Below are 26911 nucleotides of genomic sequence, written 5' to 3'. Positions count from 1 at the left end.
GAGAGAAAGGAGGCGAGCATGATTGAATTTACAAAAATCCGTTAGTCTTCGTTGGTTGAAGGAGCCGGCGAAGATGCCTGTCGGCGTGACATGGGGAATTCCATGGAGGGAAGGCGAGCTTACCCGGGAAGAGCCAATATCGCTCCGGGACAGTAAAGGGATCGAGGTGCCGGTGCAAAGCTGGGTAACGGCCTATTGGCCGGATCGCAGCGTCAAATGGACTGCACATGCTGCTGTAGTGGGAACCGGCAGTGACACGGAAGGTAGCAGCAACTATACGATTGCCAAGGGCGAGACTACTGAATCAGCTCATAAGATTACCGTGGAAAAGACGGATACTTCCTTCGTCATCGATACGGGGATCATCGAGTGCACGGTTGCTAAGCAAGGTTCCGCTCTAATTCAGTCCATTACCCGCAGCGGGATTGAACTTTGCAGTCATGGGGAGCTAGTCTGCATCAAGGAATTGATATCATCGGAAGCTGCAGGCGTGAGGGTTGTCCGTGAAGAGAAGTTTCATAGCGTTATCAGTAAAACCGTCGTGGAACAGGATGGTCCGATCCGGGCTGTCGTCAAACTGGATGGCAAGCATCGCAGCACATCAGGGGATCTTGAATGGCTCCCCTTTACGATTCGTCTTTATTTCTATGCTGGGCAGGAAACGATTCGTATCGTTCATACATTGCTTTATGATGGAGATCCCAATGAAGACTACATCAAAGGAGTGGGTATTGCTTTTTCCGTTCCAATGAGAGCACCGTTATATAACCGCCATGTCCGGTTTGCGGGCGACAGCGGTTATTTCAGCGAATCACCTAAGACGCTGCATACACGGCGTACCCAAGGGAAATATCGTGAACGGTTTGAAAAACAAACGAAGGGTGAAAATGTGTATTTTCAGCCTGATGAGGATGCTTATTTTATAGGTTTACTTCATGACTCCGCTACATGGGATGATTTTAAGCTCGTGCAAGACAGTGCCGAACATTATAGGATCTCGAAGCGGACAAAAGAGGAGTGTTGCTGGCTAAAGGCAGTAGACGGGCGGCATTCAGGCGGACTCGGCTTTATTGGGAGTGAAGGCGGTGGAATTGCAGCAGGCTTGCGGAATTTTTGGCAAAAGTGCCCCTCAGGACTGGAACTTACTCATACGTCACGGGATCAAGCTTCTTTTACCGTGTGGTTTTGGTCACCCGATGCACCCGCTATGGATCTGCGTCATTATGATACGGAAACACATGTTGAATCTTCCTATGAAGGAGCTGAAGAGCTAAGAGCAACGCCTTATGGAATTGGTAATACGAGTGAGTTGATGTTGTGGTGTGTATCTGAAACACCTGGAACAGAGATGCTGGAAAAAATGACGGCTGAACTGGAGTCTCCTTCGCTGCTTGTATGTGAGCCTGCCTATTTGCATGAAGTGCGTGCCTTCGGTATATGGAGTCTTCCTGATCGAAGCTCCCCTTCAAAGGCTTATCTTGAGGATCAACTGGATGGTGTTGCGGCGTTCTATCAGCGAGAAGTCCAGCAGCGGGGCTGGTATGGATTTTGGGATTATGGGGATTTCATGCACAGCTACGATCCTGTCCGCCATGTATGGAATTACGATCTGGGAGGTTGTGCCTGGCAGAATACGGAGCTTGTGCCGAATATGTGGCTGTGGGTTCTCTTTCTGCGTTCCGGAAGAGAAGATCTGTTTCGTCTCGCCGAAGCGATGACTAGGCATACAAGCGAGGTCGATGTTTATCATTTTGGGGAGTATGCGGGTCTTGGTTCTCGTCATAACGTGGTCCACTGGGGATGTGGCTGCAAGGAAGCACGCATTGGGATGGCGGGACTCCACCGGTATTACTATTATTTGACGGCTGATGAACGGATTGGTGATATCATGGACGAAGTGAAGGATTCAGACTATACAACGGTCCATCTCGACCCAATGCGTGCTTATTTTCCGAAGGACGAGCATCCAACACATATCCGGGTGGGTCCGGATTGGGCGGCATTCAGTTCCAACTGGATGACGAGATGGGAACGCTATGAGGATACCGCATATCGAGACAAAATCATTACTGGCATTGATAGCATCAAAGCAGCACGATACGGTCTAATCTCTGGACCCACTTACGGATACGATCCGAACACGGGCCGTTTAACACCGATGGGCGATGACAATTGGGGTCGCCATTTGATGATTTGTATGGGAGCACCGCAGGTGTGGTTCGAATTGGCTGACTTGCTGAAAGATCCGATTTGGGAACAAATGATGGCTGATTTCGGCGTTTACTACAATTTGTCACAGGAACAGAAAGATACCATCACCTTTGGTGAGGTTAGTACGAATCGTTTTGCACATCCCGTTCTTAGCATTGCGATGGCTGCTTTTGGTGCGTACTATAAGCAGGACAGGTCCACCGCGGAACAAGCATGGTCCATTTTGCTGGACAACTCCTATGCCCGTGTTCAACTGCAGAATGAAGCAGTGCAGGCTGTGCATGTTGGGCCGCTTGAAGAAATCGATTGGATTAACACGAACGAAGCCGCTCAGTGGTCACTCAACACGATAATTAGTCTAGTCCTTATAGCGGAGCATTTACCGGAAATACCCCGAATTGAAAAGGAAGATCATCCCGTGCTTAAGGAGTGAGGGTATAAGATGAGCGTATTAATTCCAAAGGAATGGAGCCTCATTTATGAGAATCGCCTGGCATCCCCTGAAGAAGTGAAATCTTTTCGGATGGAAGGTGATGGGGCTGTTACCTTTCCAATGAAACGAATGAGACTGGAGAGCGTAAGGGACCACAAAGAAGGGCAAAAGGCGAACCTGGTATTCTGGTGTGAGAAAGAGTTTCCGGCCGATGTAGCAGTGGCTTGGGATTTTTGGCCGATACGGGAGCCGGGGCTTGCCATTTTGTTTTTCTCAGCTTCTGGCGAAGGAGACAAAGATCTATTTGATCCTTCCCTTCCTGTACGAACTGGCGAATACGATCAGTACCATCACGGTGCGATGAACGCATTGCATGTTAGTTATTTCCGTAGAATGTGGCAGGAAGAACGCAGATTTCATACGTGCAATTTGCGTAAAAGCTATGGATTCCACCTCGTTGCACAAGGTGCTGACCCTATTCCTTCCGTGCTTGACAGTGATGGGCCGTACCGGATGCTCGTGGTTAAACAGGGCCCCAAGATCACATTTGCCGTTAATGATCTGCCCATATTTACGTGGGAGGACGACGGCGTTACTTACGGTCCATTACTAGGAGGCGGCAAAATCGGATTTCGGCAGATGGCACCATTTATAGCGGAGTATAGCAATTTGGAGGTATATGGCCTCCTACGTGAGAACCATAACGAACATTAAAATCACTGCTTACACTATTGATTCAAGCCAATAGCATCTAAGTTTCATAGATTTAAGCCTCGGAGAAGATCTGTTTCTCAGGAGGCTTTTTTATTTTGCAAAAAAATAATTGCTCCCTCTTCAAATTAATTGGCAATCTGCCGATATAAAGAAGTAGAGATTTAACTTGATTTCCATTTTATGAATTCAATCCTCGTTTCGGCTGCGTACGAAAGGCCAGAAATCATTCAGTGAAATAAGAAAATACTCTAACATGCGGACCTACTTTTACATTGGTTTCTCTTTCTTTGTAAAAGAAGTCGGCTTTTTTGTGTCTTTTGTGAATAAACTAGTATTTGGGTATATATACCTTTTAAAACCATTCATACAAATAGTTAACTGGAAATAATAATGACGAAGACCTATATATTTGATATTCTATAGGAAGCTTTTACTTCAATTACCTTATTTTTGGTTAAAATTACATATGATCCTTAGCGTGATAATAAAACGTATAAATTTGGCATAATGTTGCAACAATTTTATATTGTGGCACGTCAGTAAAGATACAAGGAGAGGGGGATCCTTTGTGGTAGAGCAGGGACTCATCAGAGCCGCTCAATCAGGCGATCGCGACGCATTAATTACCCTATTGAGAGATATAGAACAGCACGTCTACAAAACTGCTTATTATATTTTAAATAATGAACAAGATGCACTAGACGCTGCACAAGAAGCACTTATTCGAATATATACCAAGATCAACTCGTACGAAGAAAAAGCACAGTTTAAAACGTGGGTACAGCGTATAGTAACAAATATTTGTATAGATAAATTCAGAAGAACAAAGCCTACGGTTTCGATTGATGAACATGAGATGGTATTTGAGGGACGTCAAGATGTAGAACATGAAGTGATGCTTACTTATGTTTCACAAGATGTACAAGAGGCGATCAGTCAACTCCCCGAGCATCATCGCACGGTTATTGTACTCAGGTATTTGCAAGAACTCTCTTACAATGAAATTGCAGACTGTTTGGATTTGCCGCTGAATACGGTGAAATCTTATTTGTTTAGGGCAAGACAGCAATTGCAAAATCTACTACAGGAGTATCAGAAAGGTGGTGTAACGTAGATGAGATGCCAAGAGGTGGTAGAGCGTATGCACCGATATATTGATCATGATCTGAATGATAAAGAGAAAGAAGAGTTACTAGCACATATAAAAACATGCGATAGCTGCTCTGAAAAGTTTCAAATTCTTCAAAAACTATCTCACGATCTCGAAAAATTGCCGGATGTATCTCCTCCGTTCAGCTTGGTAGATCGAATTATGCCACAGCTTGATGAGATAGATCGAGGTCGTAAAGAGCAAGGCAGCACCATTCAAGAAATGAAAAAAGAGGATAATATGATACCTCTGTCTGTGCATACCGGAAATGTTTCAAGAAGCTTTAGGAAGACCCGATTGGGACGAATACTTATGGGTACAGCAGCGGCAGCTGTAGTTCTTGGAGTTGCTGTGTATCAACATCAGCCGCAAGAATTAAATCAGGCGGAGATCGATAAGAACTACAGCTTAAATGAGCTCGGACCGAGCACAGTAACGGGAAGTGGCGGGGGAATTCAGGAAGAAGAAAATACGATCTCTCCTCAACCTGTTGATGAGAAGCCGGGACTAGAGAAACCTGATTCCGAGGTGTCTTCTGAGGCGAATTCACAAGCAAAACCGAATGTGGACGCAGGGCAGCCGGCACCCGCTAGTGTGCCTGCAAATCCGGATGAATCCAGTTCAATCACTACGGATCCTGATAAATCCAAGTCTGTTTCTCCTAATTCTGCTGCGCCAAAAGAGAATCCATCAGCTGATCAGAAAGCGGTACCGAATTCTTCATTAGATAAAAATAATGATAAATTTGCACCTTCATCAAACAATTCGGTTTCTTCAGGTACTTCTAACAAGAAGACTGAGAATCCAAAATTGGACAGCAAAGGAACTGTTTCTAAAGAAGATCCTGCTTCACAAAAAACACCGCCAGAAACAGAAAAGTCTCTAGTGCCAGACACAAGTGTTTCCAATACGGAGAGTGAAGAGCCGCTCAGCAGTGATGATACCTCAAGCATAAGTATGCTCTCTTTGGATGAGAATTTTCCAAGTCTAGCAACTTCGGTCTCACCGAAATGGCTTTCCCCTGACGGGCTTTACTTGGCAGGTTATAAAGACAAGAAGCTGAGTATTTATCGTCTGGACGGGGCAAAGAAAGACCAAAGAATACTTTTGCAAGAGATTGAGATTCAATCTACCTTCGTAAAAGGCAGCTGGTCAGAAGATAGCTTGACCTATCATTACGAAATAGAGCAGGACGGAAAAGCGACGAAGTATAGTTATGGCATTACCAAGGAAGATCAAAAACCAGCTGAAAAGATAGAAGACAGTAGCACCACCCATTCTTCTTCGCAAACTGAAACACAATCCACCGACAACAAGAGGTAGCTTCTGAATGATCTAATAGAAATAGACTATAGCACAAATGATAAGAATGATGAAAATAGAGTCATCATTCAAGCACCATAAGCACCTGGTATGAATATGTATAGGGTAACTCCTTATACGGAGTTTTTAAGGGAAAGCGTCGTATGACCGCGGGCCGGATGGTTTCTAGAGCCATTATTCGGACCTTCGTTTATATAGATGCGTTGACATGGGGACCTGGTTCTGCTTGAAATTAGCAGAACAGGTCCCTTTGTTGTTTCCTTAATTTCTGATAGGATAGAAGGGATGGAGGTGTGTACGTGAATGGACGTAAAGACGGCCGTTAAAGCGATTCGAAAGGGAGAGCCGGCTAGCGTATACTTGTTGTACGGAACTGAAAAATATAGTATTAAACAGTTTACCGATATACTTAAGGAACAGCTTATTGAAGAAGAACATCGTGATTTTGCGATGGCTTCTTATGATACGGCAGAAACCCCGATTGAACAGATCATTGAAGAAGCAGAGACGGTTCCCTTTCTTGTTCCCCGCAAGTTAATCTTTGTTCGGGATCAGAATTTATTTACAGCGGGGAAAGATACAAAAATAGAGCACAAGATGGAGACATTAATTACCTATCTTGATAATCCTGTGGATTACAGCATTCTTGTTTTCCTGGTACAGGGAGAGAAGCTTGACGAACGTAAAAAAATTGTGAAAACGACGAAGAGTAAAGCGACTGTGCTCTCTTTTGGACCGATACATGGAGAAGAACTGACGAGTTGGCTAGTGAAGCAAGCAGCCAGCCGTAAGGTAACGATGGGACAAGAAGCAGCGGAGACTCTTATACAGCGTGCAGGTACAAGCCTGCAGACCTTGTCAGCCGAAGTAGACAAACTTTGTTTGTATGCGGGTGAGGGAGGAACTTTATCCAAGCTGAATGTGGAGGATCTGGTCGCTCGAAATACGGAACAAAATATTTTTGCCATGGTCGAAGATATTGCGAATCTTAGATTAGGAAAAGCACTGGACATCTTCTATGAACTCCTGAAGCAAAAAGAAGAACCCATCAAAATTGCCGCCCTGATCTCAAGACAATTCCGGATTATTTTGCAAGTGAAAGAGCTGGGAGCACAAAGCTATTCACAGCAGCAAATCGCAAGTCAACTCGGGCTGCATCCCTATGCGGTCAAAATAGCAGGGGAGCAGTCAAAAAAATTCCCAGCAGACCGGCTTCGGCTCATTTTGAAGTCCCTTGCTGATCTTGATTATCAGATGAAAACAGGGGCTATCGATAAAGTGCTTGGCTTAGAGTTATTTTTACTAAGACTTGGAAGTAATTCGTAACTCGCCTGAGTAGTATCTATTCACTCCCTGTTCTTTTTATCTTGAAAAATACTAGACAGATCGAAACAGCGTCTCTTCGGCGCTGTTTTTTAGTTGATTATGCCAGGTTCGGCTCAGTTTAAGGGGAGAGAAAAGAAGATAAGTATTTCTTGCGGATGGAGGACATACTAAAAAAACCTGATCAGCAGAGCTGTTCAGGTTTTTTGCCTAGTCGTTATGGAAAGCGCTGCTTACGCGTTAGTAAGAGCGTTCAATTTTTTGGCCAAGCGGGATTTCTTACGAGCTGCAGCATTTTTATGAACAAGACCTTTAGTTACAGCTTTGTCCAGGCTTCTGGAAGCAGCTTGAATCGCAGCTTTAGCTGTTTCAACTTCGTTAGTAGCCAGAGCTTGGTCAGCAGCTTTAACGGAAGTGCGAAGAGCAGACTTCTGGGACGCGTTCAAAGCACGACGTTTATCATTTGTTTTCACGCGTTTTACAGCGGATTTGATGTTTGGCATTACATTCACCTCCTGTTAAGGCAATACTTATGAAATACAAACCTTTCACAACTTAAAATATTCTAGCACGAGCCCCCTTAAAAAGCAAGGATAACATGAGATAAGCCTACAAAACAAAATTGGAAAAACAATTGAATAATTAAAGGCCGTTGTCACAAACTACAAGATATCTGTATTTTGAGGGAGGATCATAACCAAATGACACTGGATTTGCAAAAATATGGCGTACGTACTGATTTAGCAGTCGAAGCTAGAGAACTGGCTCAAATGCATGATCGTTCCCCCATTCCGGGCGTAGAGGAAGAAGTAGAGCAGTTTGGAGATATCAAAGTTACCAGACTAGATGTACTGAATGAAGAAGGTTCGAATCGAATCGGACGTATTATTGGACACTATGTCACACTGGAAGTTCCAAAACTTCGCAATGGTGATACGACACTTCAGGAGAAAGTAACGGCCACGTTCACGAAAGAAATGGAAGATTTTATTGCGAAAATTGGAATATCGAAAACGGCTAAGGTGCTAATAGTTGGGTTAGGTAACTGGAATGTCACCCCGGATTCACTGGGTCCGCTGGTTGTTGAGAATACGATGGTGACTCGTCAATATTTCGAACTCATGCCAGACCAGGTTTCCCCAGGATACCGAAATGTAAGTGCAATTGCTCCGGGGGTGCTTGGCCTGACCGGGATTGAAACCAGCGAGACGGTGCAAGGAATTGTGGAGCGAACAAGACCGGATCTGATCATCGCGATTGACTCTCTTGCTTCCAGATCACTCGAACGCATCAACACGACGATTCAGGTTGCCGACATTGGCATTCACCCTGGGTCCGGAATTGGTAACAAACGAAAAGGAATCACAAAGGAAATTTTAGGTGTTCCATGTATAGCCATTGGCGTACCAACCGTTTGTTACGCTTCGACTATCGTGAATACAACGTTTGAGCTGATGAAGGCTCATTTTGCCAAAGAAACAAACTCCGGTCGTCAAATTCTTGGTGTACTTAATGATATAAGTGAACAGGAGCGACTGGGTCTCGTTAAAGAAGTACTTGAGCCGCTTGGTCATGATCTGATTGTCACACCAAAAGAAATCGATGATTTTATTGAAGATATCGCAAATATTATTGCAAGCGGACTAAATGCGGCACTTCATGAAGCCGTTGATCTTAGTAACGTAGCTTCTTATACCCACTAACAAAGAATGGCGAAGTGAAGACCGAATCAGAAGGCCGAATCTATCGGTCTTCTTTTTTGTTTCTATTATTTTAGTTCTACTTGTTTCCTCCGGTTCATAGTTTTGAAGTATGAGAGATTTGCAAGAAGGACGGGTGAATCTCTTACGCTCATAACGAAAAGCATAGACGTTACTTTCGGCTATAAGTGCTTACGGAGGTGGACAAGTTCGAATGAATAAAATACAAACATGGAATGTGGCAAAATGGAGAGCTGGCGTTCTTAGGATGTTAGCAACAGGAAAAGCACTCATGCTGCTTATAATGGTTTCCGCTTTATTTTTTGTTGTGTTAGGTCTTGGAGGGATGGCGGAGAGAAAACTGAATACCTCTTCCATATCGTCCATGAAAGGTTTTGCAGGTTCAATATCAAGCGGGATTTTCATGGATATGCTCGGAATGGAACTGCCTCATCTTGCTCAGGGCAAGCAACAATCCGAAATAACGGGGGAACAAATCACTTCCTTTGTGTTTGAAATGCTAACAGGTGTAGATCCACTGAATCCGAAAAGCCTTATTGCAAGTCAGGTTCCAGGTATGGGGACTAACGAACCGGTACTGCTGCGTATTGGTTCAGGCAACGAGAAGGCAGAGGCTCCGCAAGACTATCAGCCTGATCCAGGGTACGTTGCTGAGTCCAGCGGGAAAACACCAGGCCAAGCTGAACCTGATCCTGAACCGAGTCCTGATCCAGGTGAGTCACCGGCTCCTAGTAACACCGATCCTGGCACAGAAGTACCAGGTAAGGTTACGGAAAATCAGAGCCCTGCTGAAGCAAAAAAGAAAACGGTGCTCATCTATCATACTCACCCGCATGAAGCCTATAATCCGCTGCTGGGAACGAAGAGCAATAACCCTTCCTCCCCGAAAGCAAGTGCAAATGTGTTTTTGCCAGGAAGTTACCTTATGAAGCGGCTGGAGTCACAAGGGATTGGTGTTGTCCATGAGACAGAAGATTATGTAGCTACGAAAAAAGATTACAACTGGAATTATTCTTATAAATATTCAAGAGAAACGGTTAAAGCAGCAATGGCCGCGAATGATGATCTTACGTATCTCATCGATATTCATCGGGATTCTTCTCGGCACGATAAATCAACAGCAACGATCAACGGAAAGAGCTATGCCAAAGTCTTTTTCATCATTGGTCATGATAATCCCAATTGGGAAAAGAACGAAGCTTATGCAGCGAAAATCCATAAAAAAATGGAAAAATTGTACCCAGGCCTTTCAAGAGGGGTATGGGGAAAGAATGGCGGAGGAGGAAACAATGGTGAATATAACCAGTCCTTGTCCGAGAACAGTATTTTAATAGAGATTGGCGGTATTGATAATACCGATGCAGAGCTTAAACGTACATCAGAAGCTTTGGCAGACATTATCGCGGAAGTATATATGGAAGACCAGAAGATCGATAAAGCAAGCACAGATCAGAATCCAAGCAGTTCAAATAAGGGCTAGACCACGAATTCATGGACGGAGGAAATAGTATGACCTCTTTTGCAAAAAGATTATTCATGTTTATGGTACTTATCCTATTTGGAATACTGCTTGGAATGCAGATCGCTGGATCAGGTCTTGATAAAGTGGATGAGCAAGGGACAGAATTGCCATCTGCCGGGGAATTAACAAAGCCAGTAATGCAGCAGGAAACCGTATTATTAGAGGAAAAACCGGTAATAGTACAGACTAGACCACAGGTCATTACCCCGAGAGAGGTACTCGTAACCGAACCGGGAAAAGAACCGGCAGTCGATCGATTTGCGGAAAAGACGGCCGGACTCTTGCAGCAAGCTTCCCAAAGCGGGATTCGCTGGGTGGTTTCGCTATTTAACGGTATAACGGATTAGATAATCGTGGAAAAAACAGGAGATTTTCCTGATAAGAACAACTTTGGCTCTCCTCTTATTGAAGGCTGTTCCGCTTACTGCTATAATGAGATGATTGACATTAGGCTGTTTGTGGGGGTAAGGCATGACAGACATTCAAGCAAGACAACGAAAAATTAGAAACTTTAGTATTATTGCACATATAGACCATGGTAAATCTACTTTGGCTGACCGTATTCTAGAGTACACGGGTGCACTGACTTCGCGCGAAATGCAGGAGCAGGTACTTGACCAGATGGATCTGGAGCGGGAACGCGGGATTACCATTAAACTGCAAGCGGTGCGACTTACTTACAAAGCAGATGACGGTGAAGAATATCTTCTTAACCTGATTGATACACCGGGACACGTCGATTTTACGTACGAGGTATCGAGAAGTCTTGCTGCTTGTGAAGGTGCGCTTCTTGTGGTGGATGCGGCACAGGGCATTGAAGCTCAGACGCTGGCGAATGTGTATTTGGCACTTGATAATAACCTTGAGATCCTTCCGGTTATTAACAAGATCGATCTTCCAAGTGCAGACCCGGATAGGGTTAAACAGGAGATTGAAGATGTAATTGGTCTTGACGCAAGTGATGCGGTTCTCGCTTCTGCGAAAGCAGGAATTGGAATCAAGGAGATTCTCGAGCAAGTTGTTACGGGGGTTCCTGCACCTACGGGCGATCCAGATAAGCCGCTGAAGGCACTTATTTTCGACTCGCACTATGATCCTTATAAAGGGGTTATTGTATATATTCGCGTCGTTGACGGGAAGATCAAAGCCGGTTCGAAGATCAAAATGATGGCAACGAACAAGACTTTTGAAGTCATTGAAGTTGGCTCATTTATGCCGCGTATGACGATTGTGGACGAGCTTAACGTTGGTGATGTAGGTTTTGTCGTAGCAGGAATCAAGCATGTCGGAGATACACGTGTCGGGGATACAATTACCGATGCCAAGAACCCTGCGCCAGAACCATTGCCAGGATATCGTAAAATCAATCCGATGGTATACTGCGGTCTCTACCCAATTGAGACATCGGACTATAATGATCTACGAGAAGCATTAGAGAAGCTGCAACTTAATGATGCATCCCTTAGCTTTGAACCGGAAACATCCAGCGCACTTGGATTTGGTTTCCGTTGTGGATTCTTGGGACTGCTTCATATGGATGTTATTCAAGAGCGGATTGAACGAGAATTCAACATTCCACTCATTACGACAGCACCAAGCGTTATTTACCGCATTAAGCTGACGAATGGTGAAGTGATCGAGATTGATAACCCATCCAATTATCCGGAAATCGGACGAATTGATCATGTCGAGGAACCATATGTAAAGGCAGATATTATTGTACCGAATGATTATGTAGGTACGGTTATGGAACTTTGCCAGAACAAACGTGGAGAATACCTTAACATGGAGTATCTCGATGCGAACCGTGTAACGATTACGTATGAGATTCCGCTTGCGGAAATTGTATATGATTTCTTTGATCAGTTGAAATCAAGCACAAAGGGATATGCGTCCTACGATTACGAAGTTTGCGGGTATCGCGTGTCGAACCTAGTGAAGATGGATATTTTGCTGAACGGAGAGCAGGTTGATGCTCTGTCCTTTATCGTTCACCGCGAACGTGCATATCAACGCGGCCGGGTTATTTGTGAGAAGCTGCGCGGACTTATTCCACGTCAAATGTTTGAGGTGCCAATTCAGGCTTCCGTAGGTACGAAAGTAGTAGCGCGGGAGACGATTAAGGCGATGCGTAAAAACGTGCTGTCTAAATGTTACGGCGGTGACATTTCACGTAAACGGAAACTGCTTGAGAAGCAAAAAGAAGGTAAGAAGCGGATGAAGCAGGTTGGTAATGTTGAGGTTCCGCAGGAAGCGTTTATGGCCGTCTTAAAAATTGATGATTAATCATCAATTTTTAAGACATCTCATTTGACCTACAATCAACCATTCGGTGCACCACGAATAGTGTGCATGAATGGTTGATTGTACGATTGACTCATTCGGGCACCATGAAAATTGTGAATGAATGATTGAACAATTCTTTCAATCTTGCATTAGGAAAAGTTACGCATGATTGTACGATTGTAGTCTTTTCATGTTAAGCATTCGAAAAGGAAAGCCGCGCTGGCTTTCCTTTTTTCTATAATAACGATACAATGATTCCTTACACGATGTATAAATATAAGGGGGTATACCCGCGTGACTCACGAGAAGCTAGCTGGGCAACAATCCGCACCTCAAGCGGTGTATATTCATATTCCTTTTTGCACCAATAAATGTTTCTACTGTGACTTCAACTCGTATGTTCTGAAAGATCAGCCGGTTATGAAATATTTAGAAGCGCTCGAGCGGGAGATGGAATATACAGTAACACAAACGCCTCCGGGTGAGATTAAAACGATTTTTGTCGGGGGAGGTACACCTACTGTACTAAAACCGGATGAAATGGCTTATTTTTTGAAAACAGTTCGTACTTATTTCCCTAACTGGTCAGACGACATTGAATTCTCAATGGAAGCAAATCCAGGTACGACGGATCTAGAGAAAATGGCAGTAATGAAAGAAGGCGGAGTAAACCGGGTTAGTTTTGGAGTACAAGCTTTCCAAAATGAACTGTTAACAGGGATCGGCCGCATCCATAATATAGATGATGTATATCGCAGTCTTGAAAATGCACGCAAAACCGGTCTGACGAACCTCTCTATTGATTTAATGTTTGGTTTGCCAAATCAGACGGTAGAGATGCTTTCTGACAGTATTACACGTGCGCTGGAACTGGATCTTCCCCATTATTCAATCTACGGACTTAAAGTTGAAGAGAATACACTATTCCACACCATGTTCCAAAAGAACCAGCTGCCGCTGCCAAGTGAAGATCATGAACTTCAAATGTATCTCTTGTTAATGGAACGTATGAAGGAAGCGGGATACAATCAATATGAGATTAGTAACTTTGCTAAACCAGGCAAAGAAAGCCGTCATAATATTACTTATTGGAGAAATGAAGATTATTATGGTCTTGGAGCGGGAGCTCATGGATACGTCCAAAGACAGCGCCATATGAATGTTCGCGGGGTTAATCCTTACAATGAAGCGACTGAAAAAGGACTGCCGCGGCTTGAAACCTTCACTATTACTAGAGAAGAAGCAATGGAAGATTTCTTGATGGTAGGGCTTCGTATGCTAGAGGGTGTCTCAAGTACACGATTTGAACAGCAATTTAATGTGAAGATGGAAGACATATTTGCCAAACCACTGCATAAAATGTTGCATGCAGGGCTCTTGGAAGCGGAAGGTGACATGTATCGCTTAAGCAGCCAGGGAGTCCTGTACGGGAATGAAGTGTTTGCGGAATTCATAGGTGCGATAACCGTTAAATAATATCTTGAACTTCTATGCGTCATGTTGTATATTTATACAAATATTGATGGATCATACATAGGAGGAGAGAAAATCATGACCGCGGTATGCAGAAAAGCGTCGCCCGAAGATGTTGATTCATTATACCTGATGATTAAAGGCTATGCAGAGAGAGGAATTATGCTTCCCCGCTCGCGAGACGTGCTGGAGAGGCAGATAGATCTTTTTGTTGTGGCTGAAGTCGATGGAAACGTCGTTGGATGCGGCTCTTTATGCCAATTGGGGAATGATCTGGTGGAAGTCAGATCGCTTGGAATCTCGGAGGGTCACAAAGGCCAAGGGATTGGTTCCTTGCTGTTAGACAAACTTGTAGAGGAAGCCAGAGAACTTCAAATACCGAAAATCATGGCTCTTACGTATGAGGTATCTTTTTTCGAAAAGAATGGTTTCGCTATTGTAAGCAAAGAGATTTTCCCGGAAAAGGTATGGACGGATTGCGTTCACTGCAGTAAACAAAGTTGCTGTGACGAAATTGCCGTATTAAAAATACTAAGTGAATAGAAGCAGACCAATTAGCTGCGGAGGAAAAAGAAGAGTTTTATTCTGATTTCCTTCGCGGCTATTATGCATCCAAAGCCTGCATTTGGTTAAAGTATAAATTGTGATAAATGTAACAGACGCCTCATGAGCGGCTGATATAGTAGGAGGGTATGTTTACTAATACCGTCTGAAAAGGAGATAACGCTCTATGCAGATGCTTGCATATATTGGTCTGATTGGCAGTGCTATTTTTTTCTTTTTCATCTTATTATCTATGGTCCTGGAACAGTGGAATAAAAAATGGCTTACACTTGGTCTGCTTGTGTTTATCACTATTTTTGCAATCAGTGCTGGTATAGGTGTGAGTTAGGTATCTTAAAAGACCAAACTGACTTGACAACGTTCAGGTCTGTTTGGTATTTTTGTATTATTGATTAGCACTCGTTAGAGTTGAGTGCTAACGATGAAAAACACCACATTTAATTTAGGGAGGGGCACACGTATGTTAACCGAGCGACAACGACTGATCTTGAATGCTATTGTTGACGATTATATCCGTTCGGCGGAACCCGTGGGATCCCGTAGCATTTCAAAAAGGGGCGATGTTGGATTTAGTCCGGCAACAATCCGTAACGAAATGTCTGACCTGGAGGAAATGGGATTTTTGGAGCAGCCGCATACATCTGCCGGCCGCATTCCTTCACATAAAGGATATCGTTATTATGTTGACCATTTGGTTCCCTGGAATGAAACGGAGCCCTCTGAGCTTCAACAGCTCAAATCTTTTTTCGCTGAAAAATTAAATGCGATGGAACAAGTGATTCAGCATGCTTCGACCATCCTATCTCATATGACCAATTATACTTCGATCCTGCTGGGTCCAGAGGTGTTTCATACCTCGCTTCGTCATTTTCAGCTTTTACCGTTGGGTGAGAATTTAGCAGTGGCGATTATCGTAACCAGCACAGGCCAAGTGGAGAATAAGACCGTTAGTCTTCCTCCCGGCATTCCATTATCTGAGATGGAGCGAGTAGTGAATTTGCTGAACAGCAAACTGGTGGGAGTACCTTTATATAAATTGAAAGCTAGACTGCACACCGAGATTGCAAAAGAGATGGAGAAACACATCTCCCATTATGAAGGGTTTATGCACTTGCTTGACTCGGCACTCGATGGAGAATCCGACCATCGTCTTTATCTCAGCGGTACAACGAATATGCTCAACCAGCCGGAGTTTAGAGATGTGGAGAAAGTAAAAGATATCTTCGATCTTTTGGAAGAGACACCGACCATGCTGAAAATGATGACACCTAAGATGGGTACAACAGGTGTACAGGTTCGGATCGGCACCGAGAATAAGCATGAAGCCTTTTCCAATTGCAGTCTGATTACAGCGACTTATTCTGTAGAAGGTGAGGCTCTTGGGACCATTGGAATCTTGGGCCCAACTCGTATGGAATATGCGAAAGTGATCAGTATTCTTAATGTGTTATCTAAAGATTTGACCGCCGTGTTAACGCATCGTTTTAAATAATTGTGATGAGAAATAGTCAGTTGGTAATTCTAATTCTTGTCTTCTTTTAAATATAGGCCCTGTTTAGAATAGACAAGATTCGATTAATAATGAAATCTATGGACTAACGCAGGTCTGTATCGTTCTTATGTGGAATGAATAGAGGACCGCGTTATCAGAGTAGTAGACTTATTCCTATTTTAAGGAGGTGAACATCTTGAAAGATGAACAAACATTTGTAGACAAAGAAGAAAACACTCCGCAAGAAAACGTAGTGAATGAAGCTGATCAAGCTGCAGAGGAACAAAACCCGGTGAATGATTCTGCTGAATCAGCACAGGAGGGAACTGAAGCAGAGGTACTTGATCCTGAGGTTGCTAAATTCAAAGCACTTGCTGAAGAGAACGAGAAACGTTACTTACGTACACAAGCTGATTTCGATAACTTCCGTCGCCGTACTCAAAAGGAGAAGGAAGATCTAGCGAAGTATGCTACGACGAAGCTGATCACTGAACTTGTACCTGTCATTGATAACTTTGAACGTGCGATGAGCACTGCTGATTCTAATACAGATACGGACTCCTTGATTAAAGGAGTGAACATGATCTTCCGCCAGCTGGAGGGTGTCCTCGGAGCGGAGGGTCTTACTGTTATGAACACGGTGGGTCAGCCGTTTAATCCGGAATTCCACCAAGCGATCATGCAGGTTGAAAGTGATGAGTATGAAGAAGGATTCGTAGTGGAAGAAGTACAAAAAGGCTACATGATTAAAGATAGAGTACTTCGCCCTGCGATGGTTAAAGTAAGTATGTAAAATCAATGATCCAAGCCATTCGAAAGAATGGCGAAATCATTGATTGACATAAACTTAGGTATGAACATTTCGGTGCCAGTCGAAAAGACTGCATGAAATGTTTATACTCTGTGTTTGAATGTTTTAAATCTTTTTAATCTTTTTGTGTTTTTAATGTTTTTAATCTTTTTAATGTTGTGTTCTAAATGTTCTAAATGTTTCAGATGATTCTAATCTTTAATGTTTTAACATTTTGAATGTCTCACATGTATTACTTAGATGTTCTAACGTGTTCAACGTTTTACATGTTTATAGATTTCCAATAAATAATTCGGGGTAAGTCACTGACTTTCTACGAATGATATACATTGAATAAATGGGCCTTAAAAGCCTGCACATACAGAAGGAGGATATTATCCATGAGTAAAGTTATTGGTATTGACCTTGGAACCACAAACTCTTGCGTAGCAGTTATGGAAGGCGGCGAAGCTGTAGTCATCCCTAACCCAGAAGGCGGACGTACTACCCCTTCCGTAGTAGGTTTTAAAAAAGATGGTGAACGTGTTGTAGGTGAAACTGCAAAACGTCAAGCAATCACAAACCCTGATCGTACGATCAGCTCTATCAAACGTCATATGGGTACGAGCCATAAAGAAACAATTGATGGAAAAGATTACTCCGCTCAAGAAATTTCAGCAATGATCTTGCAAAAACTGAAATCTGATGCAGAGGCTTATCTAGGCCAACCGGTAACTCAAGCGGTTATCACAGTTCCAGCTTACTTTAATGACGGTCAACGTCAAGCAACAAAAGATGCTGGTAAAATTGCAGGTCTTGAAGTTCTTCGTATTGTCAACGAGCCAACAGCTGCAGCACTTGCTTACGGTCTTGAAAAATCCGAAGATCAAACGATCCTTGTATATGACCTAGGCGGCGGTACGTTTGACGTATCTATCCTTGAACTTGGTGATGGATTCTTCGAAGTAAAAGCAACCAGCGGTGACAACAGCCTTGGTGGTGACGATTTTGACCAAGTCATCATTGATTACATGGTAAGTGAATTCAAAAAAGATCAAGGTATTGATCTGAGCAAAGATAAAGCAGCTGTACAACGTCTGAAAGACGCTGCAGAAAAAGCGAAAAAAGAGTTGTCCGGCGTACTGACAACAACAATTTCCCTTCCGTTCATTACGGTAGCAGACGGCGTACCGCAACACTTGGAAATGAACTTGACTCGTGCGAAATTCGAAGAAATTTCTGCGAACCTGGTAGAGCGTACACTCGGCCCAACTCGTCAAGCTTTGAGTGATGCAGGTATGACAGCTAACGATATCGACAAAGTTGTACTTGTTGGTGGATCGACTCGTATCCCAGCAGTACAAGAAGCAATTAAGAGACTCACTGGTAAAGACCCTCATAAAGGCGTTAACCCAGACGAAGTTGTTGCTCTTGGTGCAGCAGTACAAGCCGGCGTACTTACTGGGGACGTAAAAGACGTTGTTCTTCTTGACGTAACTCCATTGTCCCTTGGTATTGAAACTGCAGGCGGAGTATTTACGAAAATGATCGAACGTAACACAACGATCCCAACTAGTAAATCCCAAGTGTTCTCTACTTATGCGGATAACCAACCAAGCGTTGAAATCCACGTACTTCAAGGGGAACGCGAAATGGCAGCGGGTAACAAAACACTCGGACGCTTTATGCTGGGAGATATTCCTCCAGCACCACGCGGTGTACCTCAAATCGAAGTTACTTTTGACATCGATGCGAACGGTATTGTTAACGTATCTGCTACAGACAAAGGTACAAATAAAACCCAAAAAATCACAATCACATCTTCCAGCGGTTTGTCAGATGCAGAAGTTGAACAAATGATGAAAGACGCTGAACTTCATGCAGAAGAAGATAAAAAACGCAGAGAACTTGTTGAAGTGAAAAATACGGCTGACCAATTAATCTACTCTGTAGATAAAACAATTAAAGACCTCGGCGAAAAAGCAGATGCAGGCGAAGTAGAAAAAGCGAATGCAGCGAAAGAAAAACTGCAAAAAACGCTTGAGTCCGATAACGCTGAAGAAATCAAAGCAGCTACAGAGGAACTTACTGAAATCGTTCAGCAACTGTCTGTAAAACTGTATGAGCAAGCTCAGCAAGCAGCTGAAGCGCAAGGTGCAGGTGCAGACGCACAGCAAAATGCAGGCGGACGCGATAATGTCGTTGATGCTGACTATGAAGTTGTAGATGAGGATAAAAAATAAATAATCGTTTGTAAAAACGATCATAAGCCTTACAAGTGACAAGCATGGGAAGGTCAAAGCCGGAGTAATTTCGTGCTTTGATTCTTCCTTTTGTCACGTATATACGTTATGTTTATAGTTATGTTTGTAAAAGGTATGGGGGTGGAAGAGTGGCTGATAAGCGTGACTACTATGAGGTACTAGGCGTTAGTAAAAACGCTGGTGAAGATGAAATTAAAAAAGCATACCGTAAGCTGGCCCGTCAATATCACCCGGATGTGAACAAGGCAGCCGATGCGGAAACGAAATTCAAGGAAGTAAAAGAAGCTTATGACGTTCTTAGTGACGGACAGAAGCGGGCAACATATGATCAATATGGTCATGTCGATCCGAATCAAGGGATGGGCGGCTTTGGCGGAGCTCAAGACTTTGGTGGATTCGGCGACATTTTCGATATGTTCTTTGGCGGCGGAGGCGGCGGACGGAGAGATCCAAATGCACCGCAGCGAGGTAATGATCTTCAGTACACGATGACTATTGAGTTCAAGGAAGCGGTATTCGGTAAAGAATCCGATATTACGATCCCGCGGACAGAGAGCTGCGATACATGTCATGGTTCCGGTGCAAAACCAGGAACGAAACCAGAGACTTGTTCCGTATGTCATGGCAGCGGTCAAGAAGAGGTGGTACAGAATACTCCATTCGGACGTATGGTGAATCGCCGTGCTTGCTCCAACTGTGGAGGTTCTGGGAAAATCATTAAGGAAAAATGTACGACTTGCCAAGGAAGCGGTAAAGTTCGGAAACAACGCAAGATTCACGTTAAGATTCCTGCAGGTGTGGATGATGGTGCTCAGCTGCGTATGAGTGGTGAAGGTGAAGGTGGATTACGCGGAGGTCCTGCGGGCGATCTATATATCGTAATTCGTGTGAAATCACATGACTTCTTCGAAAGAGAAGGAAATGATATCTACTGTGAAATTCCACTGACGTTTGCGCAAGCCGCACTTGGGGATGAGATTGAAATTCCGACCTTGCGAGAAAAAGTGAAGCTGAAAATCCCGGCAGGTACGCAGACCGGAACTTATTTCCGACTCAAAGGAAAAGGTGTTCCTCATCTTCGCGGAAGCGGCCAAGGAGATCAGCATGTAAAAGTTGTCGTTGTCACTCCAAGCAAACTAAGCGAAGAACAGAAAGATTTGCTTCGTGAATTTGCTGCACTGAACGGAGAACAAACGCATGAGAATGAGCAATCTTTCTTTGATCGTGTAAAACGTGCGTTTCGTGGAGATTAATAGGTAGGAAAAAGACTGTTCATCTTAAGAATGAGCAGTCTTTTTTGCGTATAAAAAAACGGGTTATGCGGTATTCTAATCTTGAACTTTACATGATCATTGGATTCCTTATGAGATGAAAAAAAGGCGGTGTACTGACGTGACAGAAAAAAATATTCTCGCTTACTTCAATACCCCTGAACAAGCTCAGAGCGTTGCTGCAAAGCTGCAAGGATTAAAAGTGGAACACATGTCAATTGACCGTTTCAGCAGATATGCGGGTGAAGGCAGTAATGATCCGATTTTGACAAGTACCATGAGCAGCTTGGCTTCTGTGACCCAGGATGGCACGTTTACGAAAGATGCAGGAGTTCTTGCCGCTGCCGACGTTACAGCGAGCGGAATGAGTGATGGAGGCGGAGGTGGTCCAACAGGAAAAGATATTCTGTTAACTGTGGTTGTTGACGAATCTTCTCATCATGAGGCACTAGCCATTATCGAGCAATCAGGTGGCTTTATTTAATACAAAAATTCATTGTAAGGAGGAAGATCAAATGTCACATAATAAACGGATTGATAAAGTGATGACAAAAACAGAAAAAATAAAAGAACTACAATCCTCGAAGGTTGAAGATGTGGAATTCAGCAGTGTAGAAGCGGATATGGAAGATATTGAAGCTTTGAACCGCAGTGCGGCAGCGGACCGTCGTCAAACGAAAGATTTACATGATTTCAGATTCAAACAGAAATAGAAGAAGCGAAGCATCGGCTCAAGGCCGGTGCTTTTTTATGTGCTGCTATAATCTGATAAGCACCTGGACATAACTGTGAACATGATGAACATAGAGTCTTTGTGCTCTTTGCAGGATATATAGTACAATGAGAAAGATGAAGATAGGGGAGGAAATTATAAACTTATGATCTGGAATGAAATAACAATACATACAACGGAAGAAGCCGTGGAGATGATCTCCAATTTTCTGCACGAAGCAGGTGCAGGCGGTGTATCCATTGAAGAATCAGGGACACTGAACAAAAAGAGATCAACGGAGTATGGAGAACTTTATGATCAACCGCTGAACGATATTCCTGAAGGCGAAGCTGTGATTAAAGGGTATTTTGCAGATACAGTGGATATGACAGAAGTAACGAACACCATTCATCCTCGGATCGAAGAACTGAAGGAGTTTAATATTGATGCTGGGAAGGCAGATATTTTGGTACAGCAAGTAGATGAAGACAGCTGGGCAAATGCGTGGAAACAATATTTCAAACCACTAAAAGTATCAAATCAGTTGGTCATTAAGCCTACATGGGAGGAATACGTACCTGCAAGCCCTGCTGAGAAAATTATCGAGATTGACCCAGGAATGGCTTTTGGAACAGGAGCACATCCAACGACTTCTCTATGTCTGCGTGCGCTTGAGCAATATCTCCAAGGCGGGGAGGAAATTATCGACGTAGGAACGGGATCGGGAATTCTGGCGATTGGTGCAGTAAAACTTGGAGCGAAACATGTGCTAGCGCTTGATCTTGATCCGGTTGCCGTGCAAAGTGCCGAAGAAAACAGCCGCCTGAACGGACTCGAACGCGACATTACAGTCTATGAAAGTGACCTGCTGTCCATACTGGACAAACAGGATAATGCACTTGGAGTAAGCATGCCTGTTGATGTGGTTGTTGCTAACATTCTTGCTGAAGTGATTTTGCTCTTTGTCGGAGATGTGTATCAGGGCTTGAAACCAGGCGGTTTATATATCGCTTCGGGTATCTGGAAAAACAAAGAAGAAATTGTAGAGAAAGCACTGAAAGAAGCCGGTTTCGACATCATCGATATTCACCGTGAAGATGATTGGCTTGCTTTTGTGTCGAGGAAATAAAGAATGGACTTTCTTAATCAGTTTTTCTTCTACGACCTGGATCGTCTTCCTTTCTTTATTCTGACGATTATTATTGCATTTACGGTCCATGAGTTTTCTCATGCGTATTTTGCTAATAAATTTGGGGATCCAACCGCAAGATTGCTCGGACGTATGACACTCAATCCAGCAGTTCATTTTGATCTTTTTGGACTGTTGCTGCTTGTCATTGCCGGATTTGGATGGGCACGTCCCATCCCAGTAAATCGGGATAACTTTGAGAAACGCCGTATGATGAGTGTGGTTGTGTCAGCGGCTGGACCTCTGAGCAACTTGCTTCTTGCTGTTCTCGGTACGATTACTTATGCACTTCTTGTTCAGTTTGGAGTTATGGAATCCATCGAGAATCAAAGAATTGTTTTTGCTATTTCCACTTTTTTCTCTATTTTTAATGTAACGAACTTTTTCTTGTTTTTCTTTAACCTTATTCCTCTCCCTCCGCTTGACGGGTACCGAATTGTCGAGGAACTTGTGTCTCCTTCCGCGCGAATGAGTCTGCACAAATTGGAACAATGGTCTATGTTGATTTTCTTGATTCTCGTCATTACCCCGCTGAGCCGTTACACCATTACTCCGCTATATGAGTTGTCAATGAGTTGGTATGTGGGAATCGCACATATGATCATGACGATTTTTGCTTGATCATAGATAAGAAGGGGTGGCAGGGATGGATGGGCACACAGCCCAGGAAGTCACTGCTGCCAGTCTTTTAAGGGTAGTCAGAAGGCATGAAAAGTTGTAACATGTAATGTGGTCATTTCATGACAAGCACTGTATTTTAATCTAAACCATTGATATGAAAAGACAGGTGATCATAGATCCATGCAGCGTTATTTTATTGAACCAAGTCAGCTAGAAGAACATAAAGCAACCATTACTGGCGACGATGTAAGACATATTACGAAGGTGATGCGCGGCAAGCCAGGGGATAAGCTGATCGTAAGCGACGGAGTTTCCCGGGAAGCGCTGGCTGAAATTTCGGAGATCGAAGCTTCACAAGTAACGGTGTCTATCATAGAGTGGCTGCCTATGGACCATGAACCTAAAGTTTCGGTAACCATCGCCCAAAGCTTGCCTAAAGGGGACAAGATGGAACTTGTTATCCAGAAATGCACTGAAATTGGAGCTGCCGTGTTTGTTCCTTTCGTCTCGGAGCGAACCATCGTGCAGTATGATGCCAAGAAAGAAGGCAAACGTCTGGAGCGCTGGCGGAAGATTGCCAAGGAAGCAGCCGAGCAAAGCCATCGTAACAAAGTTCCAGAAATCACGGAATCAAAGTCATGGAAAGAACTTTTGGCTTCTTTTGAAGACTATGATCTCGTATGTTATTGTTATGAAAAAGAACAAGGATTGCAGCTGCGCGATGTGGTGAAGCCATTTGCTGACAAACTGAAAGCAGATCCAAGTATAGATCCCCGTGTTCTTGTGATCGTGGGTCCAGAAGGTGGGTTTACTACAGGGGAGTCAGAAGCAGCGGAAGCAGCGGGAGCAAAGTCAGTTGGACTAGGTAAGCGAATTTTGCGAGCAGAAACGGCCGGGATGCTGGCTTTAACATGTATCTTATATGAAACTGAGGAAATGGGAGGAATGTAATTATGCCATCCGTGGCGTTTTACACCTTGGGTTGTAAAGTTAACTTTTATGATACTGAAGCCATTTGGCAACAATTTAAAGATGCAGGATACGAGCAAGTAGATTTTGATTCTCAGACAGCCGATGTCTATCTGATTAACACTTGTACGGTTACGAACACAGGCGACAAAAAGAGTCGGCAGATTATTCGCCGCGCTGTTCGCCGTAATCCTAATGCTATTATTGCAGTAACAGGTTGCTATGCACAAACTTCACCAGCTGAGATTATGGATATTCCCGGAGTAGACCTTGTTGTAGGTAACCAGGACCGTGATAAAATCATCCCGTACGTCAACCAAATCAAGCAAACTCGTGAGCCGGTTAATGCAGTACGGAATATTATGAAGACACGTGTGTTTGAAGAAATGGACGTACCTGATTTTGCAGACCGTACGCGGGCATTCTTGAAAATTCAAGATGGATGCAACAATTTCTGTACGTTCTGCATTATTCCATGGGCAAGAGGGTTATCTCGCAGCCGTGATTCGCAGAGTATTATTACGCAGGCTCATCAGCTCGTAGAAGCCGGATACAAGGAGATTGTATTAACTGGTATTCATACAGGCGGTTATGGCGATGATTTGGACAATTATGACTTGTCGAGCCTCTTATGGGATTTAGACCGTGTAGATGGTCTAGAACGTATTCGGATCAGTTCCATTGAGGCTAGCCAAATTGACGATCGTATGCTCGATGTGCTAAACCGCTCATCAAAAATGTGCCGTCATTTTCATATTCCGCTCCAAGCGGGGGATGATAACGTCCTGAAACGGATGCGCCGTAAGTATACGACAGAACAGTTCTATAACAAAATGCTGCGTATCCGTGAAGCAATGCCGGATGTAGGGATTACAACGGATGTAATCGTTGGGTTCCCGGGGGAAACAGATGAGATGTACAGAAATGGTTACGAACTCATGAAAGCCATCAATTTCTCAGAAATGCATGTGTTCCCTTATTCCAAACGTACAGGTACTCCGGCAGCGCGCATGGAAGATCAAGTAGATGAAGATGTGAAGAATGCACGCGTTCAGGAACTTTTGCAATTATCTGACTCCATGAAGCTGGCTTATGCTCAGAAATTTGTGGGCGAGGTGCTGGAAGTCATTCCGGAAGGAAACGCAAAAGAAGGCAGAGTCAGCGGCAGACTGCATGGATATAGTGATAACTACATCCAAATGGAGTTTGACGGTTCCGAAGAATTAGTAGGTCAGCTGTGCCGTGTCAAAATGACGAAGGCTGGTGTGGACGCAAGCGAAGGACAACTTGTACGTGTGTTGGAAAACCAAGCTAAGATTATAATATAAAAAAGATGGCAAGGATTTCACTGCTTAGGAAGAGGAACCACCTCAATCCCTAGGTTGCTGAAATCCTTGTTTGTCCAAAGAGAGGGGAATCGACATTATGGCAGCTAAAGAAATTTCAGCGGGTGGAGTCGTATACCGAAATACAGAAGAAGGCCTTGAAATCCAATTGATCGTAGACAGATATGCAAAAATCTCACTTGCAAAAGGTAAAATGGAGCCAGGGGAAACGATTGAAGAAACGGCACTGCGTGAAATTCAGGAAGAAACAGGAATGATCGGCAAAATCATTGAACCCGTAGATGTTATTAAATATACGTATGAACATTCTTCACTTGGAACCGTCGATAAAGAAGTTCACTATTACCTCGTAGAAGCACTGAGTGGAGATTTGCAGCCACAGATTGAAGAAATTAAAGGTGTCGCATGGTATAAACCGCTGGAAGCTTGGGAAAAGCAAAAGCAAAATGGCTATGATAACAACGATAAAATTTTGAAACAGGCACTTCAAAAGCTTGGTGTTGAAGTAAAGTAGGCTGTATTTTTTAGTATGCGTAGTGATTTCGATGCAAAAATAATTCCAGGTGTGTTTATCTTTGCTCTAAACGATCCCATATTTTAAGATAACAGAGCGGTAGGGCGAGCAGGGAACATACGATATTAAAAATGGTCTGTGCATGGGCAATCTGTGCACCGGGATCACTGGTGAAATAAGCAGCTGCTTCATAAAGCCAGTGAATCATTGGGATAAACAGCAGCGCTCCTGAGACGTTTAGTAAGACGTGAGACCAAGCGACAAAATGACCGGCTCTGCTTCCACCGGCTGCGGCCATGACCGCGGTAACACAGGTTCCGACATTGGAACCGAGTACAATCGCGATTCCCACTTCTGGGGGGAGTACACCAGAGCTGGCAAGTCCAATGGCCATGCCGATCACTGCCGCACTGCTGTGAACAATGGCGGTAAGACATGCCCCCGCGATCACGCCCCACCAGACGCTGTGACTCGCTTGGTGAATAAACCAAGGGAAAAGCCCTCCTTGTTCCAAGGCGGGGCCTGCTTTTTGCATGATGAATATACCTAACATAACAAGAGAAAAACCTGCCCCTGCAAGAAGCACGTACTGGATGTTCCATATCGAAGCAGAAACGCGGCTAGCTGCCTTTGTTTCTCCTAGCATGACGGTTATTGCCCATGCTCCCAAAAAGAAAAGTAACATCGGTAAAGCGTATTTTCCAATCTGGAGACTTAGCAGTTCTGTGGTAATACAGGTACCAATATTACTGCCGAGAATAATGCTGAGTGTTCTTGCGTAACTAAGGAGTCTCGCGTTAACTAAACCAATGGTCAGCACCGTGACAGCTGTACTGCTTTGAAGCACAGCCGTAATGCCTGTACTGAACAACATACCCTTAAGGGGAGTGGAAGTAGCCCGTTCCAAAGAAGTGGCAAGAGAACGTCCGCCTGCCTTATGGAGGGAGGCTTCCATTAGTTTCATCCCTGCGAAGAACAGGATAAGACCATAAATGAGTGGAAACACAACAGATCTAATCATAG

25 protein-coding genes are annotated in these 26911 nt (G+C 43.8%); 23 read left to right on the top strand and 2 right to left on the bottom strand.

The features are described from left to right. Nucleotides 1–22 precede the first annotated feature (22 nt). From KJS58_RS02660 to holA, 5 genes are all read left to right on the top strand, one after another. Entirely contained in the window at nt 23–2644 is a 2622-nt protein-coding gene (locus tag KJS58_RS02660) for an exo-rhamnogalacturonan lyase family protein (protein WP_283771231.1), read from the top strand. Nucleotides 2645–2653: 9 nt separating this feature from the next. Further along, nucleotides 2654–3358, top strand: a complete 705-nt coding sequence (locus tag KJS58_RS02655; RefSeq protein ID WP_213530173.1) for a DUF1961 family protein — start codon at nt 2654–2656, stop codon at nt 3356–3358. A gap of 568 nt (nt 3359–3926) precedes the next feature. Further along, on the top strand, nt 3927–4472 hold the full coding sequence (locus KJS58_RS02650; RefSeq protein WP_213530171.1) for an RNA polymerase sigma factor: 546 nt from the start codon (nt 3927–3929) through the stop codon (nt 4470–4472). Further along, nucleotides 4473–5831 (top strand): zf-HC2 domain-containing protein, encoded by a 1359-nt coding sequence (locus KJS58_RS02645; protein WP_213530169.1) that lies wholly within the window; start codon nt 4473–4475, stop codon nt 5829–5831. It abuts the gene before it with no gap. Nucleotides 5832–6134: 303 nt separating this feature from the next. Continuing rightward, on the top strand, nt 6135–7157 hold the full coding sequence (gene holA / locus KJS58_RS02640; RefSeq protein ID WP_213530167.1) for a DNA polymerase III subunit delta: 1023 nt from the start codon (nt 6135–6137) through the stop codon (nt 7155–7157). 230 nt (nt 7158–7387) lie between these two features. Here the strand turns inward: holA and rpsT are convergent, their stop codons facing one another. Next, nucleotides 7388–7657, bottom strand: a complete 270-nt coding sequence (gene rpsT, locus KJS58_RS02635) for a 30S ribosomal protein S20 (RefSeq protein ID WP_160034046.1) — start codon at nt 7655–7657, stop codon at nt 7388–7390. Between the two features lie 198 nt (nt 7658–7855). Between rpsT and gpr the strand changes: the two genes are divergently transcribed. The 18 genes from gpr to KJS58_RS02545 all read left to right on the top strand — a co-directional run bounded on the left by gpr (nt 7856) and on the right by KJS58_RS02545 (nt 25888). After that, the gene (gpr, locus tag KJS58_RS02630; protein WP_213530165.1) at nt 7856–8857 is read left to right on the top strand and encodes a GPR endopeptidase; all 1002 of its coding nucleotides are present in this window, start codon (nt 7856–7858) and stop codon (nt 8855–8857) included. A gap of 211 nt (nt 8858–9068) precedes the next feature. After that, nucleotides 9069–10355, top strand: coding sequence for a stage II sporulation protein P (locus KJS58_RS02625; protein WP_213530163.1), 1287 nt, complete (start codon nt 9069–9071; stop codon nt 10353–10355). Between the two features lie 29 nt (nt 10356–10384). Further along, nucleotides 10385–10744, top strand: a complete 360-nt coding sequence (locus tag KJS58_RS02620; protein ID WP_213530161.1) for a DUF3679 domain-containing protein — start codon at nt 10385–10387, stop codon at nt 10742–10744. A 124-nt stretch (nt 10745–10868) separates the two neighbouring features. Beyond that, entirely contained in the window at nt 10869–12683 is a 1815-nt protein-coding gene (gene lepA / locus KJS58_RS02615; RefSeq protein ID WP_213530159.1) for a translation elongation factor 4, read from the top strand. A gap of 294 nt (nt 12684–12977) precedes the next feature. After that, nucleotides 12978–14159, top strand: coding sequence for a radical SAM family heme chaperone HemW (gene hemW / locus KJS58_RS02610; protein WP_213530157.1), 1182 nt, complete (start codon nt 12978–12980; stop codon nt 14157–14159). 75 nt (nt 14160–14234) lie between these two features. Then, on the top strand, nt 14235–14699 hold the full coding sequence (locus KJS58_RS02605) for an N-acetyltransferase (RefSeq protein WP_213530155.1): 465 nt from the start codon (nt 14235–14237) through the stop codon (nt 14697–14699). A 187-nt stretch (nt 14700–14886) separates the two neighbouring features. Beyond that, nucleotides 14887–15048, top strand: a complete 162-nt coding sequence (locus tag KJS58_RS02600) for a hypothetical protein (protein ID WP_213530153.1) — start codon at nt 14887–14889, stop codon at nt 15046–15048. Nucleotides 15049–15180: 132 nt separating this feature from the next. Continuing rightward, nucleotides 15181–16212 (top strand): heat-inducible transcriptional repressor HrcA, encoded by a 1032-nt coding sequence (gene hrcA / locus KJS58_RS02595; protein WP_213530151.1) that lies wholly within the window; start codon nt 15181–15183, stop codon nt 16210–16212. Nucleotides 16213–16408: 196 nt separating this feature from the next. After that, nucleotides 16409–17005 carry a nucleotide exchange factor GrpE gene (gene grpE, locus KJS58_RS02590; RefSeq protein ID WP_213530149.1) on the top strand — a complete coding sequence of 199 codons (597 nt, stop codon included), beginning with the start codon at nt 16409–16411 and terminating at the stop codon, nt 17003–17005. Nucleotides 17006–17403: 398 nt separating this feature from the next. Continuing rightward, a complete protein-coding gene (gene dnaK, locus KJS58_RS02585) occupies nt 17404–19245 on the top strand; it encodes a molecular chaperone DnaK (RefSeq protein WP_213530147.1) in 1842 nt (613 codons plus the stop codon). Between the two features lie 149 nt (nt 19246–19394). After that, a complete protein-coding gene (dnaJ, locus tag KJS58_RS02580) occupies nt 19395–20519 on the top strand; it encodes a molecular chaperone DnaJ (protein WP_160034082.1) in 1125 nt (374 codons plus the stop codon). A gap of 139 nt (nt 20520–20658) precedes the next feature. After that, nucleotides 20659–21021 carry a hypothetical protein gene (locus KJS58_RS02575; protein ID WP_213530145.1) on the top strand — a complete coding sequence of 121 codons (363 nt, stop codon included), beginning with the start codon at nt 20659–20661 and terminating at the stop codon, nt 21019–21021. A 31-nt stretch (nt 21022–21052) separates the two neighbouring features. Continuing rightward, nucleotides 21053–21250, top strand: a complete 198-nt coding sequence (locus KJS58_RS02570; protein WP_213530143.1) for a YfhD family protein — start codon at nt 21053–21055, stop codon at nt 21248–21250. Between the two features lie 165 nt (nt 21251–21415). After that, nucleotides 21416–22378, top strand: a complete 963-nt coding sequence (gene prmA / locus KJS58_RS02565) for a 50S ribosomal protein L11 methyltransferase (RefSeq protein WP_213530141.1) — start codon at nt 21416–21418, stop codon at nt 22376–22378. A 3-nt stretch (nt 22379–22381) separates the two neighbouring features. After that, on the top strand, nt 22382–23059 hold the full coding sequence (locus KJS58_RS02560; protein WP_213530139.1) for a site-2 protease family protein: 678 nt from the start codon (nt 22382–22384) through the stop codon (nt 23057–23059). A 180-nt stretch (nt 23060–23239) separates the two neighbouring features. Beyond that, nucleotides 23240–24010, top strand: coding sequence for a 16S rRNA (uracil(1498)-N(3))-methyltransferase (locus tag KJS58_RS02555; RefSeq protein ID WP_213530137.1), 771 nt, complete (start codon nt 23240–23242; stop codon nt 24008–24010). 2 nt (nt 24011–24012) lie between these two features. Next, on the top strand, nt 24013–25356 hold the full coding sequence (gene mtaB, locus KJS58_RS02550) for a tRNA (N(6)-L-threonylcarbamoyladenosine(37)-C(2))-methylthiotransferase MtaB (RefSeq protein WP_213530135.1): 1344 nt from the start codon (nt 24013–24015) through the stop codon (nt 25354–25356). Between the two features lie 94 nt (nt 25357–25450). Next, entirely contained in the window at nt 25451–25888 is a 438-nt protein-coding gene (locus KJS58_RS02545) for an NUDIX hydrolase (RefSeq protein ID WP_213530282.1), read from the top strand. 55 nt (nt 25889–25943) lie between these two features. Here the strand turns inward: KJS58_RS02545 and KJS58_RS02540 are convergent, their stop codons facing one another. Next, the gene (locus KJS58_RS02540) at nt 25944–26909 is read right to left on the bottom strand and encodes a Na/Pi cotransporter family protein (RefSeq protein ID WP_213530133.1); all 966 of its coding nucleotides are present in this window, start codon (nt 26907–26909) and stop codon (nt 25944–25946) included. Between the last annotated feature and the right edge of the window lie 2 nt (nt 26910–26911).

The organism is Paenibacillus sp. J45TS6, assembly GCF_018403285.1.
GTDB lineage: Bacteria > Bacillota > Bacilli > Paenibacillales > Paenibacillaceae > Paenibacillus.
This window is presented reverse-complemented; position numbering and strand designations above follow the sequence as displayed.

Excerpts from the sequence above, each read along its gene's own strand:
- KJS58_RS02655 (WP_213530173.1), top strand. The coding sequence starts at position 2,654 with ATGAGCGTATTAATTCCAAAGGAATGGAGCCTCATTTATGAGAATCGC.
- KJS58_RS02645 (WP_213530169.1), top strand. The coding sequence starts at position 4,473 with ATGAGATGCCAAGAGGTGGTAGAGCGTATGCACCGATATATTGATCAT.
- holA (WP_213530167.1), top strand. The coding sequence starts at position 6,135 with ATGGACGTAAAGACGGCCGTTAAAGCGATTCGAAAGGGAGAGCCGGCT.
- rpsT (WP_160034046.1), bottom strand. The coding sequence starts at position 7,657 with ATGCCAAACATCAAATCCGCTGTAAAACGCGTGAAAACAAATGATAAA.
- gpr (WP_213530165.1), top strand. The coding sequence starts at position 7,856 with ATGACACTGGATTTGCAAAAATATGGCGTACGTACTGATTTAGCAGTC.
- KJS58_RS02625 (WP_213530163.1), top strand. The coding sequence starts at position 9,069 with ATGAATAAAATACAAACATGGAATGTGGCAAAATGGAGAGCTGGCGTT.
- KJS58_RS02620 (WP_213530161.1), top strand. The coding sequence starts at position 10,385 with ATGACCTCTTTTGCAAAAAGATTATTCATGTTTATGGTACTTATCCTA.
- lepA (WP_213530159.1), top strand. The coding sequence starts at position 10,869 with ATGACAGACATTCAAGCAAGACAACGAAAAATTAGAAACTTTAGTATT.
- KJS58_RS02605 (WP_213530155.1), top strand. The coding sequence starts at position 14,235 with ATGACCGCGGTATGCAGAAAAGCGTCGCCCGAAGATGTTGATTCATTA.
- KJS58_RS02600 (WP_213530153.1), top strand. The coding sequence starts at position 14,887 with ATGCAGATGCTTGCATATATTGGTCTGATTGGCAGTGCTATTTTTTTC.
- hrcA (WP_213530151.1), top strand. The coding sequence starts at position 15,181 with ATGTTAACCGAGCGACAACGACTGATCTTGAATGCTATTGTTGACGAT.
- dnaK (WP_213530147.1), top strand. The coding sequence starts at position 17,404 with ATGAGTAAAGTTATTGGTATTGACCTTGGAACCACAAACTCTTGCGTA.
- KJS58_RS02570 (WP_213530143.1), top strand. The coding sequence starts at position 21,053 with ATGTCACATAATAAACGGATTGATAAAGTGATGACAAAAACAGAAAAA.
- prmA (WP_213530141.1), top strand. The coding sequence starts at position 21,416 with ATGATCTGGAATGAAATAACAATACATACAACGGAAGAAGCCGTGGAG.
- KJS58_RS02560 (WP_213530139.1), top strand. The coding sequence starts at position 22,382 with ATGGACTTTCTTAATCAGTTTTTCTTCTACGACCTGGATCGTCTTCCT.
- KJS58_RS02555 (WP_213530137.1), top strand. The coding sequence starts at position 23,240 with ATGCAGCGTTATTTTATTGAACCAAGTCAGCTAGAAGAACATAAAGCA.
- mtaB (WP_213530135.1), top strand. The coding sequence starts at position 24,013 with ATGCCATCCGTGGCGTTTTACACCTTGGGTTGTAAAGTTAACTTTTAT.
- KJS58_RS02540 (WP_213530133.1), bottom strand. The coding sequence starts at position 26,909 with ATGATTAGATCTGTTGTGTTTCCACTCATTTATGGTCTTATCCTGTTC.